9 protein-coding genes are annotated in these 15787 nt (G+C 61.9%); 6 read left to right on the forward strand and 3 right to left on the reverse strand.

Annotated elements, in window-relative coordinates:
• Positions 1 to 166: 166 nt before the first annotated feature.
• Positions 167 to 3406: a DUF1549 domain-containing protein gene (locus Pan216_RS14135; RefSeq protein ID WP_145258608.1), complete on the forward strand. Its 3240-nt coding sequence runs from the start codon at positions 167 to 169 to the stop codon at positions 3404 to 3406.
• A gap of 14 nt (positions 3407 to 3420) precedes the next feature.
• Complete coding sequence (locus tag Pan216_RS14140; protein WP_419192511.1) at positions 3421 to 4875, forward strand: DUF1501 domain-containing protein; 1455 nt, start codon at positions 3421 to 3423, stop codon at positions 4873 to 4875.
• 670 nt (positions 4876 to 5545) lie between these two features.
• Here the strand turns inward: Pan216_RS14140 and Pan216_RS14145 are convergent.
• Positions 5546 to 6373: an alpha/beta fold hydrolase gene (locus Pan216_RS14145; RefSeq protein ID WP_145258610.1), complete on the reverse strand. Its 828-nt coding sequence runs from the start codon at positions 6371 to 6373 to the stop codon at positions 5546 to 5548.
• Positions 6374 to 6691: 318 nt separating this feature from the next.
• Between Pan216_RS14145 and Pan216_RS14150 the strand changes: the two genes are divergently transcribed.
• On the forward strand, positions 6692 to 7195 hold the full coding sequence (locus Pan216_RS14150; protein WP_419192512.1) for a DoxX family protein: 504 nt from the start codon (positions 6692 to 6694) through the stop codon (positions 7193 to 7195).
• Positions 7196 to 7945: 750 nt separating this feature from the next.
• On the opposite strand, the gene Pan216_RS14155 is transcribed toward Pan216_RS14150, so the two are convergent.
• Entirely contained in the window at positions 7946 to 9271 is a 1326-nt protein-coding gene (locus tag Pan216_RS14155; protein WP_145258614.1) for an SGNH/GDSL hydrolase family protein, read from the reverse strand.
• Positions 9272 to 9292: 21 nt separating this feature from the next.
• Entirely contained in the window at positions 9293 to 10606 is a 1314-nt protein-coding gene (locus Pan216_RS14160; RefSeq protein WP_145258616.1) for an SGNH/GDSL hydrolase family protein, read from the reverse strand.
• Between the two features lie 333 nt (positions 10607 to 10939).
• Here Pan216_RS14160 and Pan216_RS14165 point away from each other — a divergent pair, with 333 nt between their 5' ends.
• From Pan216_RS14165 to Pan216_RS14175, 3 genes are all read left to right on the forward strand, one after another.
• Positions 10940 to 12256, forward strand: a complete 1317-nt coding sequence (locus Pan216_RS14165; protein WP_419192513.1) for a polysaccharide biosynthesis/export family protein — start codon at positions 10940 to 10942, stop codon at positions 12254 to 12256.
• Between the two features lie 361 nt (positions 12257 to 12617).
• A complete protein-coding gene (locus tag Pan216_RS14170; RefSeq protein WP_145258620.1) occupies positions 12618 to 14000 on the forward strand; it encodes an NAD(+)/NADH kinase in 1383 nt (460 codons plus the stop codon).
• A gap of 541 nt (positions 14001 to 14541) precedes the next feature.
• Positions 14542 to 15768 carry an MFS transporter gene (locus Pan216_RS14175; RefSeq protein ID WP_419192514.1) on the forward strand — a complete coding sequence of 409 codons (1227 nt, stop codon included), beginning with the start codon at positions 14542 to 14544 and terminating at the stop codon, positions 15766 to 15768.
• The last annotated feature ends 19 nt before the right edge of the window (positions 15769 to 15787 follow it).

The raw sequence follows: 15787 nt of genomic DNA on the forward strand, positions 1-15787 counted from the left end.
TTTCCCGGCATCTGGGAAAATCGTGTTGCGAATGGCTGATCCCGCGGCATGAGAGAGTAGTTGGCGGCCGATTCTCACGACGCTGGCCGACTTCCCACCGTTTCCGGGGCCTTCCTCGACGGTTAAGAGAACACGGAACTTCTCCTAGAAAGCAGGAATTCACCACATGGTGTTCCTCCCCACCCGGTCGACTCGACGTGCGATCACCTGGCAACTGCTCGCCCTTCCCACGATCTTCGCCCTATTGGGCACATCGCCCGTCATTCAAGCGGCGTCGACGGAGGCCGATTCCGAGGCGGCGCGTCACTTTGAGGAAAAGGTTCGCCCTCTCCTGGCCGCGAAGTGCTTCAGTTGCCACGGGCCGGACAAGGACAAGGGAGGATTGCGACTCGACTCGCGGACCGCGATGCTGCACGGCGGCGAGAGTGGCGACCCGGCGATCGTTCCAGGTAAGCCCGGTGAGAGCGTCCTGATCGAAGCGATCAAGTACGAGAGCTACGAGATGCCCCCCTCGGGCATGATGAGCGCCGAAGAGATCGCTGTGCTGTCGACCTGGGTGAAAAACGGCGCGATTTGGCCCGGATCGGAGAATGAATCGGGCGAAATCGCCAAAAAAGAGCCCAAAATCACGGAAGAAGATCGCGCATTTTGGTCCTTTCAGCCGCTTTCGGACCCAACGCCGCCCCGAATTGAGGACGACGAGTGGTCGCGGAACCCGATCGACAAGTTCGTCCTCCGGCGCCTCAAACAGGAGGGTCTTCGCCCCGCTAACCGTGCCGATCGTTTGACGCTCTTGCGACGAGCCAGCTTCGACTTGCTCGGTTTGCCCCCGACCCAGGAGGAAATCGACGCGTTTCTCTCGGACAAGGCCCCGGACGCGTATGAGCGGTTGATCGAGCGGCTCCTGGCACGCCCGGAGTACGGCGAACGCTGGGCGCGTCACTGGCTCGACTTGGTCCGCTATGCGGAATCGGATGGCTACCGCGCCGACGGCTATCGCCCAACCGCTTGGCGTTACAGAGATTACGTCATCAACGCCTTCAACGAGGACAAACCGTACGACCAGTTCGTCAAGGAGCAACTCGCCGGCGACGAGATCGCCCCAAACGACCCCGACGCCCTGGCGGCGACCGGTTACTTGCGGCACTGGTCTTACGAGTACAACCAACGCGATGTCCGCACGCAGTGGGACTACATCCTCAATGACGTGACCGACGTCACCAGCGATGTCTTCCTCGGCTTGGGGATGGCGTGTGCCCGCTGTCACGATCACAAGTACGACCCCATCCTTCAGGACGACTACTTCCGTCTTCAGGCCTTCTTCGCGCCGATCTTGCCGCGTGAGGACATCCCCTTCGCCACTCCCGAGCAGCGAGCCGAGCACGCCAAGGCGCTGGCCAAGTGGGAGAAGGAAACCGCTGAGATCCGCGCGGAAATCGACGAGCTTCGCAAGAAGGGCGTCGAGGGTGCCGTCCGGAGAGCTCGCGAGATGTTCCCCGAGGACATTCAGAAACTGATGCTCGCCCGGCCCGAGGAGATCACTCCCCTCGAACGGCAGCTTGCCGCCTTGGCCAACCGCCAGGTCGAGGATGCTCGGAAGAAGAAGGTCAACGTCGCCAAGGACAAGAAGGAACGCTACGAACAGTTGACCAAGAAGCTCAAGAGCATGAAGAAGCCGACGCTTCCGACCGGACTAACCGTCACCGATATCGGCAGCGAGGCCCCCAAGACCATCATCCCCGGCGACCGCAAGAAACGCGTCATCGCCCCTGGGTTCCTCACAATTTTCGATCCGAACCCCGCCGTGATCGAGACCTCCCCGGTCCCCAACTCGACCGGTCGGCGAACAACGCTCGCCCGTTGGATCACGCAGGAGGATCATCCGCTGACTTCGCGGGTGATGGTCAATCGCATCTGGCAACACCACTTCGGTCGCGGGCTGGTCTCGACGCCGAGCGACTTCGGTCGTCTAGGGGAAAAGCCGACCCACCCGGAACTGCTCGACTGGCTCGCTCGGCGCTTCGTCGAGGAGGGATGGAGCATCAAGAACGTCCATCGCCTGATCATGAACTCGGCGAGCTACCGCCAAGCGGCCCTGGTCCCGGCCACGCAAGTCGCCAAGGAGAAGGACCCGAGCAACAATCTCCTCTGGCGGGCCAACATCCGACGGCTCGACGCGGAACAAGCCCGCGACGCGATGCTCGTCGCCAGTGGTGAGCTCGACGAGAAACGCCGCGGAGGTGCTTCCCTCTCCGCCAATAGCCCGGTCCGTTCGGTCTACACCAAGCGGTATCGCAACCGGCCCGACCCACTGCTTGGCTCCTTCGATGCTCCGAACGGCTTTGCCAGTTGCTCACGCCGCAACGTCACCACGACCGCGACCCAGGCCCTGCTCATGATCAACGGGTCGTGGCCCCTTCAGCGAGCGTCGGCGATGGCCAAGCGTTTGGAGAAGCTCGGCGTCTCCGATCGAGAGATGATCGAGACGGCGTACGAGTGGGCCTACAGCCGCAAGCCCGAACACGAAGAGCTCGAACGAACCCTCGCGTTCCTCGAACGGCAAGCGGGCCTCAAGCCGGAGCGTAAGGAGACGCAGCTCAAGACGATCGTCCACTCGAAGACCGACAAGGAGGGACGTTCGGCTCTCTACGTGCGGGAAGGCGATGTTCAGGATCGCCTGCAAGTCCCCTTCAGCGAGAGCCTGCCCTCGGAAGACTTCACCATCGAGGCGATCGTTCAACTCCGCTCTCTCTACCCCTCCGCGAACGTTCGGGTGATCGCGTCGCAGTGGGATGGAAATCATCAACATCCCGGCTGGTCGTTCGGCGTGACGAGCGAAAAGTCGGCCTACAAGCCGCGAAACCTCATCCTCCAACTCATCGGGGATCGCGGCAAGGGCAAGCCCGAGTACGAAGTGATCGCTTCGGGACTTCGGGTACCGCTGAACAAGCCGGTCTACGTCGCCGCTTCGCTCAAGCTCAAGGAGACCGGCAAGCTGGGGGTCACGTTCTACATGATGGACCTTTCCAAGCCCGACGCGGTACTTCACGCCGCAAACACGCCGCACTTGGTGCGGAAGGACTATCGTCCGAAGGGACTGCCCTTCTTCATCGGCGGCCGGCATCATCAGTCCGGTCAAGGATGGGATGGGCTGATCGACGAAGTGCGGCTTTCCGACGTCGCGCTGACTCCCGAGCAACTCCTGGTGCAGAACTCATCCGATCGCGCCTCGACCGTTGGCCGCTGGCGTTTCGAGTCCGATCCCGGCGTCTACGCTGACTCGTCGAAGCAACATAACAACATGGAGCCAACGCGGTTTGGCGCCAACAGCAGCGAACGCATGATGGCGCTGACTGACTTCTGTCACTCCCTGCTCAACTCGAACGAATTCCTCTACGTCGACTAAGGAGACCGTGTCGCATGAGCGACTCCAACCGTCCCATGACGATTCCCCACGTGGTTCCCGCGACTTCGCGCCGCGATTTTCTCTGCTCGGCGGGTGGTGGCTTCGGAGCCGTGGCGCTCGCGCACCTCTTGGGCCAGAACAACGCCCTGGGCGCGACGGCGGGAGCGGACAATCCCCTCGCCCCCAAGAAGCCACACGTCAAGGCGCGTGCCAAGAGCGTCATCTTCCTCTTCATGGAAGGTGGCCCGAGCCACATCGACCTGTTCGATCCCAAGCCGAAGCTCAACGAGATGGCGGGCAAGCCGCTGCCGTCGAGTTTTAAGCCGGTGATCCTGCCAATGGGCGAAGCCGACGCGCCGCTGCTGGCGAGCAAACGCAAATGGAAGCGGCACGGCAAGAGTGGTCTTTGGGCCTCCGACTGGATCCCCGAGATCGCCGAGTGTATGGACGACATCGCAGTCGTCCGCTCCTGTTGGTCCAATGGTCTGAATCACTCGACTGGCATGTGCCAGATGAACACCGGTTCGCCGCTCGCCGGTCGGCCGTCGCTCGGCAGTTGGGTCACGTACGGCTTGGGCACCGAGAACCAAAACCTACCCGCCTTCATCGTCCTCGAAGACAAGAAGGGACGCGTGGTCAATGGTCCGCGCAACTGGGGCACCGGCTTCATGCCGGCGGTCTATCAGGGCGTTCCCCTGTCGGCGAGCGGCGATCCGATCCCGAACCTCTCGACACCCAAGGGAGTTAGCGGCGCCCGGCAACGCAGCAAGCTCGACTATCTCCAGTGGCTCAACCGCCGTCATGCCGAGCCTCGGAAGGATCAATCGGAACTCGACGCCCGGATCGCCAGTTACGAACTCGCCTTCCGCATGCAAGCCGAGGCTCCCGAGGCGGTCGATCTCGCCTCCGAGACCGAAGAGACCCGCGAACTCTACGGCATGGACCAGAAGGAGACCGAGTCCTTCGGTCGCAATTGTCTTCTCGCCCGCCGGCTCGTCGAGCGTGGTGTTCGCTTCGTCCAGCTCTATTCGGGTTCCGGCAGTGCCTGGGATTCGCATTCGGCGATCGAGAAGAACCACGCCCGTCTGTGCAAGTCGATGGACAAGCCGGTCGCGGGGTTGCTCAAGGATCTCAAGCGTCGCGGCCTGCTCGACGAGACCCTAGTCGTCTGGGGCGGCGAGTTCGGCCGTACTCCGATGTCCGAGAAGGGCAACGGTCGTGACCACAACCCGTACGGCTTCACGATGTGGATGGCCGGTGGCGGCGTCAAAGGTGGCCAGACGATCGGCGCGACCGACGAGGTCGGCTTGCACGCGATCGAGGAACGGCTTCACGTTCACGATCTGCACGCGTCGATTCTCTACATGCTCGGCGTCGACAACATGGAGTTGACCTACCTCCACAAGGGCCGCCCCGAGCGTCCCACCCAGAACGAGGGCGGTCCCTGCATGAAGTTGATCACGGGTTAAACCTCCCCGCTTTTATTCCCCTCTCCCCGTGGGAGAGTGAGCCTCTTATTCCCCTCTCCCCGTGGGAGAGTGAGCCTCCTATTCCCCTCTCCCCGTGGGAGAGTGAGCCTCTTATTCCCCTCTCCCCGTGGGAGAGGGGTTAGGGGTGAGGGGGTTCGTCATTACGGATCACCCTCGATTTTCCGAACAAGAGCAAGCCTAGACAACCCCGGCGGGGTTGGCATTGTCATACATCCGGTACCCAGGGTGCGCTGGCGCGACCCTGGGCTTCAACAGACAACGGCGATGCCGTTGCAAGAGGTTTGTCGGGTGGACCTCCACGTCGCCACGAGTGCATGGTCAAACGTCTGACTTCGGGTTGCCGGTGACGTAACTCGCTCTCTCCGACCGAACGGCAACACCTCTCCGACCGAACGGCAACACCTCCCGCCTTCCGAACGGCAACGCCGTTCTCTAGCGAAGCCCAGGGTCGCGCTTCGCGCACCCTGGGTACCGACCGAAGGGAAACACCAACCCCGCAGGGGTTGTCTAGTCTCTCACATCCCCCGCGATGGCCGCGCATCGTCCATCGCGTCTCGCGTTCACGACGGATGTCAAACCAACACGTTCCCTCGTTCGTGGTGGGCGACACGTCCACCCTACTCGTTGAAATGGAAATCGCACGCGGGACTCAACCGGAAACGACATCGTCGACAAAGCGCTCGAGGATGCCGTTGAAGGCCTCGGGAGCCTCCCAGAATGGGGCGTGGCCGACGCCGGGCATGAGGTGCACCTTCCTCTCCCAGAGCCCGCGGTACGGAAGCGACGCGATGTAGTCGTTGCGAACGAACGGCTCGTCCGCCCCGTTGACGATGGCGAAGGGAATGGTCAACGTCTCGGCGACGGTCCGGTGATCAGATCCCCTGCCGGCCAAGTAGTCACTCACGAAGGTCTCGCGAAACCTCCCATCGGCCCGCGCCACCGCGTCGCGGAGAAAGGGCTCGAAGGGAGCGTTGACACCACACGTGTGACGGGCGTATCGCTCGACCTCCTCCGGCGTGAACTCCTTCTTACTGGTGAGCTGCATGTGGGGGCTGTCCCAATACATGCCGTCGGCGAAGTCCTTGACGCTGTGGCCCATCGGAGCGGTTCCCGAAATCATCAGCCCGCGGACCTCGTTGGGCCGCGTCGTCATCTCAAGGCCGATGTGCCCCCCGAGCGACCATCCGAAGACGACGACGGGATTGGCGTTAAGCTCCTCGATGAGTTTGCACGCGAGATCGGCGAATCCGGGAACGGTGTAGGCGTTCGTGGGATCGAAGGCGTTGGAAGACTCCCCATGCCCAGGCAAATCGAACCCGATCAGACGGTACTTCTCGGCCAAGGGACTGGCGAACTGGTGCTTGAAAACCTCCTTGCAGGAGGAGTTGCCGTGAATCAAGAGCACGCTCGGGCCGGAGGAGTCGCTCAGTCGACACGCGACGGTCGCGTACTTCATGGTTAGCGTCAATTCTTGCATGAATGGACTCCAGGCCAGACGTCTTCGACGGCGTAAAGGTCTCGCTTCTCCGAGAGTCGTGACTGTCGGTCGCCGTTCGGTATATCACGGTACGATGATAGAGCGAGTTTAGCAGACCGTTGATCTTAGCAGTCCGTAGATCTAAACGGGCCAAGACGAGAACGAGCCATGTTGGCCAAGATCAAGGAGGAAAAGTGCAGGCGAATCCGTAGATTCGTCGAGGTTTTTCAACGCCGAGATTGGTCAAGAGAGCCGTTCGCGGCCGGCAGCGAATAGATCAACGGACTGTTGGATCTGTCGAGGGATATGGAGTTGGACATGAATGCGGGCTTTCTTCCTCGGTGGCAATCGAAGTGGATGCTGGTTCCCCGATTGGTGGCGGCCCTGCCGCTGCTCATCCTTGGCGCCAAGCACTTCGTCGATCCGGATCACTTCGAGAACATCCTGGTCGCGAGTCGACTGCCGATGGTCAACGTCACCCTTCTCGCCGCGCCGACCACGGAGTGCGCCGCGGGGCTGCTTCTCTTCATCGGTCTGATGGGACGGGTCGGCGGATTGCTCGGTGTCGCGACGATGGCACCGGCTATTTACTCCACCGTCATCATCAACGGTATGGACAACGAAGCGGCTCAGAACCTGGGCTTGAGCGAGGTTCCCTTCGTTCCGCCGCTGCCGGTTCCCGTGATCGTCTTGCTCTGTTCGCTACTGGTGATGATCGTCGGACCAGGCGGCTGTTCGGTCGACGGGGCGATGCGCAAGGTTCCCGCCCCACTGGCCTCGGAGCCCGGCGAGGGTCCGCCGAAGAAGCCGCTCACCGATTGAGTCGTTCAGATAGCGATCTCGGCTCTTCTTGTAGGTCAGGCCATTGCCTGACACGAACACTCTTGTTCCCCTCTCCCTGTGGGAGAGTGAGCCTCTTGTTCCCCTCTCCCTGTGGGAGAGTGAGCCTCTTGTTCCCCTCTCCCTGTGGGAGAGTGAGCCTCTTGTTCCCCTCTCCCCGTGGGAGAGGGGTTAGGGGTGAGGGGGCTATTCTTCGACGATCCGCCTCTTTATTCAGGGCGTTTCGTCCCCTCACCCGTCTCGCTTCGCTCGCCGACCTCTCCCCATGGGAGAGGTGAGGAGTGCCTGTCACTTAGAGACAGACCAACCAGTAGGTCAGGCTATTGCCTGACACGAACACTCTTGTTCCCCTCTCCCCGGCGGGAGAGTGAGCCTCTTGTTCCCCTCTCCCCGTGGGAGAGGGGTTAGGGGTGAGGGGGCTATTCTTCGACGATCCGCCTCTTTATTCAGGGCGTTTCGTCCCCTCACCCGTCTCGCTTCGCTCGCCGACCTCTCCCCATGGGAGAGGTGAGGAGTGCCCGTCACTTAGAGACAGACCAACCAGTAGGTCAGGCTATTGCCTGACACGAACACTCTTGTTCCCCTCTCCCCGGCGGGAGAGGGAGCCTCTTGTTCCCCTCTCCCCGGCGGGAGAGGGGAACAACTGGCAGCCTGACACTTGGACCTAGATGCGCCAGTGGAGCAAACCAGCGATCCTGGATGGCGGACCGTTGCATCACCACCCGTCAAGCGCTAGCGGTGACGACGGGTGAGGGGGAAGCGGATCAAATCGAGTTCCTGCTCAAGCCAGCGGGTGTCGCGGGCCTGGCGACGGATCCAGGGACGGAAGTGATCGACCACCATCGAACTCGCCTCCGCGCCGCGTTTGCTGTATGTCCGCAGGTGCCCACCAAGATCGCTCACGGCATGGATGCAGTTGTACGCCGAGTGGTGACGGCGCAGGCTCTGGTCGAGGACCACGTAGCGAACGCTGCTATCGGCGAGATGCTCCACTCGCTTCACCGCCTTGCGGTAGAGCACCGGATCGATCACGAACGGTCCCCACAGGGAGACCCGTGCCTGAACCTTTTGGCACCACTCCAACGTCTTCGCCAGATCGAGGTTCTCTCCCGGCACCGGCTTGGCACGAAGCGGATCGACCACGCGGTCCACGGGAACCCAACTGATGGTGTGGGCTTCGACCAACTCGCGATCGGTCGTCGCCTTGATGAAGGTCGCGAAGGTGTGCGACTTGGAAATCAAATTCGAGTCGCCCGAGTAGCTCCCGAAGACGAGCAGATAGTAGACGAACTCGACCTCGGCCGCCGGTCCGACTTCGTCGGGCTTTCGGATCGCGTCGGCAACGTGGCGACCGATCATCTGGATCCCTTCCGGCGTAAACCGGTAGTCGTGCTTGTGCTGCACGCGGTCGACATGCGGAAGCATCAGTCGGAAGAGATCGAGGACCGGCACCTCCTCGTCACGCATGACATGCTCGGCGACGGTGTTGTAGCGCAAGATGACATCGTTGTAGTTCGTCTTGCGGCCAAAGTATGCGTGAAGCAGATCCGGCACCGGCGTCATGTTGGCGTAGACGATCGTCGCGCCGGTTCGCTCGAGACGGGCGATGATCGCTCGAATGTTTCGCTCGAACGTGTCGATGGGCGTGTTCAGCGAATCCCATCCCCCCATCTGCAGGACGATCACGTCCCACGGATGTTCGCCGAGCCAGTCATCGAGTCGCTTGAGCGCGTAACTCGTCGTCCGGGCCTTCTCCGGAACGCGGAAGACATCGAACTCCTCGCCCAGCAGATGCCGAACCACCGGCGTGTAGGCGATCGAGGTGGAGCTACCGATGAGCAGAACGTCGGGGCGCTCCGGGTCGGTCGACTCGGGTGCGGCAATTTCCCGGGCGCGGCGATCGGTTTCGTCGTTGGGACGATCGAGGAACTTGGAGGATGGGAGCGATGTCGTCGCATTGATTACGTCGGAGGCCGGGGGAGAGCTCGGTTCTTCTTGGGCTCGCGCGAGCGCCGGAGCGACCAGAAGGATAAGGGCTACAAGCCAACGACGATCCATCACGTTGCCATCTCACGTCTGCTAGAGATCGCGGTCGATGAACGGAAAGCGGTCGATCCCAAGGGCGAGAAAGAGCCAGTGCTCGTTGAGCAGACGTCCGCGAATCCACGGCTTGAAGTGCTTGGCGACTTTGCGGCTGGCGTCCTCACCACGAGCGCTGCCTGTGGCGAGGTAGCCGCCGATGTCGCTCAGCGCGTGGATGCAGTCGAACCCCCTCGTCCCGGTATGTCGGCGCCAACGCCGATCGAGGATGAGATACTTGATGTTTCCTCGATCGAGTTGCTCCGTTCGCCGCTTGGCCCGTTCAAAGAACGCGGCATCAATCACATAGGGGCCCCACTTGGACATTCGGGCCCCCTTCTCCGATCCCCATTCTAAGGTGTCACGAAGTGACCAGTTAGCCCCGGACTGCGGAACGGGGTTCAAGGTTTCGATGATCCCCGAGGCGGCAAGCCAGCTAATCGTAACCGTATCAATGATTTGGCGATTCTGGTTCGCCTTGACGAACGTGGCGAAGGTGTGTGATTTTTCGATGACATTGGCCGGGCCGGACTGTAGCGCGAAGACGATCATGTAGTAGGAGAACTCGGAGGGAGCGTGATCGATCGAAACGGTATCGGGATGCTCGATCGCGTAGGCGACCTTCCGGGCCAAGGTCTGAAGCGCCGCGGGCGATAAGTGGTAGTCATTGGGTCGGTAGACCTGGCTGATGTGCGGCAGGCTCGTGTGTAGCAGGTCGATGCAAGGGATCTTCTCGTCGACCAACACGCGGTGAGCCGACGCGTTGTAGAGCTTCTGCCGTTCGAAGTACTCGGCTTTGCCGCCGTTGAAGCCGCGAGCGATCTCCGGGGCCGGGACCGTGCCAGCGAAGAGAAGCGTCGCATCGGTTTCACGCAGCCTCTTCACCAGCTTGCGTAGATTCACGCAGTAGCGATCGGCCGACTCCTGAACCGTGTCCCAACTTCCCCAGTTGAAGACAATCACGTCCCATTTCCGGCCCTCGAGCCATTCGTCGATGTGCTTGAGTCCGTAGATCGTCCCGCGAGCGTTCTCGGGGACGCGGAAGATGTTCGCCTTACCCTCGAGTTCGCGACGAACGGGCAGCGTGTAGCCGATCGAGACCGAGTCCCCGATGATCAGGACATTGGGCAGCGACGGGTCGATCTCCTTCGGCTCGGCGATCTGGGCCGCGAAGGGTACCGTCGCTTCGACGTTGGTCTCGTCCGAGGGTGAACCGGACGCGGGTTCGCTCGGCGCCTGAGCCAGCGACGTGGCGCATAGGGTCAGCGTGGCCGCGAATCCCAGACAAGTCATTGCCCAACGAGTGCGAAGCATCGGTTGATGTCCCGTACGAATCTCGATTCGGTTCGGTACCCACACGTGGTGTCCGCGACACCTCGCTGAAGGAAGCCTAGGCTATTCATTCTCCCCACTCCACCCTTGTCTCCGCAAGAGCCGATGCTGGCGTGAGTTCCGTCGCGATTTCGGACCGGTTGGACGCAAACCGGCGGAATCGATCGTGACGATTGTTCCGACAGTGACGGTTAGGAAAATTCTTCCGGTTTTAATGAACGTGCCTGGCGAGTCTTGCCGATGCAGAGGGAGGAATTGGTATTCGGCTGGGGCCAGATGTCCGCGCGGAGTCCGGCGCGGGGGAGATTCGGAATCATGCGTATCCTGGGACAAGCGATAGCTTGGCGAAACCTCTGTTTCGCGATGGCGTGCTCGGTGCTCTTCACCGGTTGTTCGATCACGCCCGACACCGGGCTGACGACCTTTCCCGTCAAGTACCATCTGATCAAGCCGGCCAAGCAGATGCGCGGCGAGCACGTCACGCCGATCGCGGTGCCGCGCGAGCTCGCGAAGACGCCACTGCTCGACTACCTCGTCGAGCCTGGCGACGTCCTGGAAATCGAGCCGGCGAAGGTCGACTCGATCCTCGAGTTCCCCAGCAATCAGCCGATTCCTCCCGATGGGACCGTCGATCTGGCCCGCTACGGCCGAATCACCGTCATGGGCATGACGATTGACGACATCGAGGACGCGATCAACGCGAAGATCAAGGCCGAGTCGAAGAACCCGATCCGGGTCGAAGTCCGCTTGCTGCAGTGGAACAGCAAAGTCTACTACGTCGAGGGTGAGGTTCGGGCCCCCGGCGCCTACCCGCTCGATGGGCGCGAGACGGTCCTCGACGCGATCTTCGCCGCTGGCGGCCTGAACAACAAGGCGTCGCGCAAGAACATCATCCTCAGCCGGCCGACCGATCCTTGCGGGTGTCGCGTGGTGCTGCCGATCTGCTACGACAACATCTTCCAGCTCGGTGACACGACGACCAACTACCAGATCCAGCCCGGAGATCGCATCTACGTGGCGACGCGTCGCCTCTGCGAGGACTGCCCCTTCTTGAACTGGATCCGCGGCAACAAGGGCAAGCTCTGCTGCGAACCGCAATTCGGGTGCATCCTCCCGACGGAGCCTTGCTGTGCCGAGGATGGCTGCCTGGAAGAGGGATGCGTGATGCCCGACTTCTCGGCCGAGCAAGGTCCGAAGCTCGAAGGGCCCGCGAAGAAGGCGATCGAGATCACGGCCTCGAAACCGACCGCTCCCAAACTGAGTGCTCCGAAGGCGAGCACTCCGAAGAAAGTCGCCGCCCTGCCGACCAAGGCCAAGCGAGTGACGGCCGCGAAGCCCCCTTCCCCCGTCGCGAGCGGGAAGATCCTTCCGCCGCCGCCGGAGTTCGTCGCGACCTCCTACACGGCGCCGGCGAAGAAGGAGAAGAAGAGCAAGACCACGTCGGACAAGCCGAAGGCATCGACCGAAAAGGAGTCTTCAAAGAACGATGACGCGAAGGATGTGACCAAAGACGCGCCAAAGGCCCCCAAGGCGGGCAAGGTGATCAAGTCCTTCTCGGTCCTCCCCGAGCCGGAAAAGATCGACTTGCCCGGTGACCGGATCGACCTCAAGACTGGCCGCTTCAGCAAGTAGGTCAGGCTACTGCCTGACAGTCATACCAAACCGCCCTCATCGTGGGCCACAGGCCTGTCCTACTCTTCCCGTAGGTCAGGCCATTGCCTGACACGCACGCCAAACCGCCCTCATCGTGGGCCACAGGCCCACCGAATCGAACGACGCGCCCCCAACCCTCGCTCGCGGGCCACTCGCCCGACTTCCCTCGATCGACGCGGACGCTTCGTCGCGTTGGGCGACATTGCTACAACGACAACGTCTGGCGGCTGCGAACAGCCCGTTGATCTATTCGCCGCCGGCTTAAATCAACGGACTACGACGCGGAGCAAGCTCAACCTCGCGACATCGAGCATCTCGGAACACGACAGGGAGTGAGTGCGTGGCGAATTCGATTGCCATCTACGGCGGCAGCTTCAACCCACCTGGAACGCGGCACCGCGCGATCGCGGAGATGTTGAGCAACAACTTTGATGAAGTGATCGTCGTTCCGTGGGCACCGACGCACGACCGCAGAATCCGCTACGATGTCGCTCCGGTCTATCGGGCGACGATGGCGGACATGACCTTCCGCGGCATGGAACGCGTCCGCGTCGAACTCTTCGATCTCGACTCGGACGACACGTTGCCATCGTCGGACCTTTCCAAGGAACTGGGACTGATCGGCGACGTCTGGCACGTCGTCACGGCACAGATGTGTCAGGGCGGAAAGAAGGGCGAGTCGGCCGTCCATAAGGAGTGGCAACGCGGCGACGCGATGTGGAAGCAACTCCAGTTCGCGGTCGTCAAGAACGTCGACGAGGAGGTCGACCCGGACGACTTGCCGCCCAAGTGCAAGATCTACGCGACCGACCGCGACGGGGGCAACGACGCGATCCGCGAACGGATCTTTCATCATCAGCCGGTCGACGATTGGATCATCCCGGAAGTGTTGATGTACATCCGCCGACATGCCCTCTACAGCGGCGCACCGCAGACACGGACGACGCGGTTTACGCTCGACGAGCTGCGGCCGATGATCTACGCGGACCCGTACAACCCCAAGTCCCAGGAAATCGCGAAGCAATTTCCTCACGAGGACCGCGACCATCCCAACTTGATCGTGGTCATCGGCGGCGACGGAACGATGCTTCGAGCCATCCGCGAGCACTGGCGACTGCGCGTTCCCTTCTATGGGATCAACACCGGCCACCTCGGCTTCCTGCTCAATTCGGACATGCCGACGGAGCTACTCGGCCAGGCTCTAGTGCTCGAGCAACTCTCGCTGCTGCATGTCGATACCGTCAGTCCCGGCGGCGAGACGAAGACCTCCCTCGGCTTCAACGAAGCGTGGGTCGAACGCGCCACGGGTCAGACGGCATGGATCGAGGTGCGGGTCAACGGTCGCCAGCGGCTCTGCAAGCTCGTCTCCGACGGGGCGCTGGTCGCGACTCCGGGCGGCTCGACCTCCTACGCGCGGGCGATGGGAGCGACTCCCCTGCCCTTGAGCACGCCCGCCCTCCTCTTGGTCGGCAACAATGTCCTTTTCCCGACCGACTGGAAGCCGGTGCTTCTCCCCCTCGACACCAAGCTCGAGTTCAGGACGCTCGATCCCCACAAGCGGCCGTTGATGGGTTACGTGGACGGCGTCTCGCACGACGAGGTCCATTCGATGAGCATCCGGGTGAGCAGCGTCGCGGCGGTGGAGTTGGCCTTCGATCCCCATCACGATCCCGCGGAGAAGCTTGCCCGCATCCAGTTCCCCATGCCCGAGGGAGGAGCCTAGCGGGATTGTTGCCCGGCACGGTCCTTGTCCGAGAGGACTCTCACTCAAGTCACTTCTGGTCCAAGGGGGAGCAGAAAGAGGCTCCCCTTGGACAAAGGGAGGCCCAAAGGCTCCACCGTCGGCATCCCTTCCCGCGGTCTCCACTTCCGTCAACGCTTCTCCCCTGGCGGGGCCGTTGGGCATCGCTAAGAATGAAAGAACAAGCGTCTCAAGCGATCGCCCGTCATCCCAACCATTGGTTCCTGACCACTCGGCGCCGAAACCACGTGTGGGCAACTATGCTGCCAATGCCATCGGGTAAGGCGAGCATGAGGAGTCTCGGCCAAGATCGAGGAAGAGAAACAGAGGCGGATCGGTCAGTTCGTCGCGTTTTCTTCGATGCGGCGATGGGAAAAGACGACCGTTCGCCGCCGGCAGCGAGTGGTTCAACGGTCCGCCAAGGAGTCATGTCATCGCGCGGGTTGAGTCGTCACAGGTCGAACAGCCTTCTCCCTATCTCCCTCCCACGGGGACGGCGGCGACTTCGGACCAAAGCCGGCTCTTGCAGTGGGCTCCCTCGCTGGGGCACCAGGCGTTTCGCTACTTCCTCATCGGCCACGCCTTCACCACGCTCGGGTTCTGGATGCAACATGCCGCCGTGCAGTGGTACGTGCATCAACTGACCAATTCGGAGCTCTGGCTGGGGATGATCGGGGTCGCGTCGTCGCTTCCGATCGTCCTCTTCTCGATGGTTGGCGGAGCCCTCGCCGATCACTACCCCAAACGCCGCGTCTTGCTCACTTCGCAGACCATTGGCCTGTTCGTGATGATCACCTTCACCGCGACGGTCTGGGTCGAGCCGGCGTCGGTGAGGCCTTGGACGGTGCTCGGGTTTGTCTCTCTCTTGGGGACGGTTCGCGCCTTCGAGATCCCGACTCGGCAGTCGTTCATCGTGGAGATGGTGGGTAAGTCCCACTTGCTCAGCGCGATCGCGCTGAATTCCGCGGTCTTTAACGGTGGGCGTCTCGTCGGACCGATGATTTTCGGCATCGTCTATTTCGTCGCCGACATCCCGACTTGCTTTCTGCTCTACGGGCTGACGTTCCTGGCAATGCCGATCGCGCTGCTGATGATGAAGTTGCCCGACGAACGGCGCGGCGACCCCTCGCACGCACGGCACGGAGAATTCTTCGTCGGCTTCCGGACCATCTGGGCGGATAGGCGACTTCTCTGCCTCTTCTTTGTTCTCTCGCTCGTGCTCATCTCGGGAGGCGCTTACCTCACGTTGATGCCGGCATTGACGCGCAAGACATTGGGCCTTGGCGAGTGGGGATACAGCACGCTGTTGATGTGCAACGGGCTGGGAGCGCTCTTGGGCTCGATTGCCGTGGCGTCCCTGCACCGGGTCGAGTCGCGACGGGCGATGATCCTGATCGGCATCGCACTGCTTGGCGGCGGGTTGACCCTTCTCTCCTTCAGCACCTGGCTTCCCGTGGCGTGTGTCGCGATGATCATCACGGGAACGGGTTGGGTCGCGTTCCTGGCGAGTGCCAACTCGACGATCCAACTTTCCGTCGACGACGCGATTCGCGGACGCGTGATGAGCGTCTGGGTATTGGCCTTTGGACTATCGAACCCGACGGGAGCCTATCTCGCCGGCTGGATCGCGTCGACCATTGGCACGCCGACGACGATTTTCTTCTCGGGGATCGCCTGCTTGGCGGCGACCCTCCTCTCGTGGAGACTACTGCTTAGGCAATCCGTGGAGCCTCCAGCCGAGGTGTCCTGAAGCGCGGAACGTCCGCTCC

The organism is Kolteria novifilia, assembly GCA_007748055.1.
Taxonomy (GTDB): domain Bacteria; phylum Planctomycetota; class Planctomycetia; order Kolteriales; family Kolteriaceae; genus Kolteria; species Kolteria novifilia.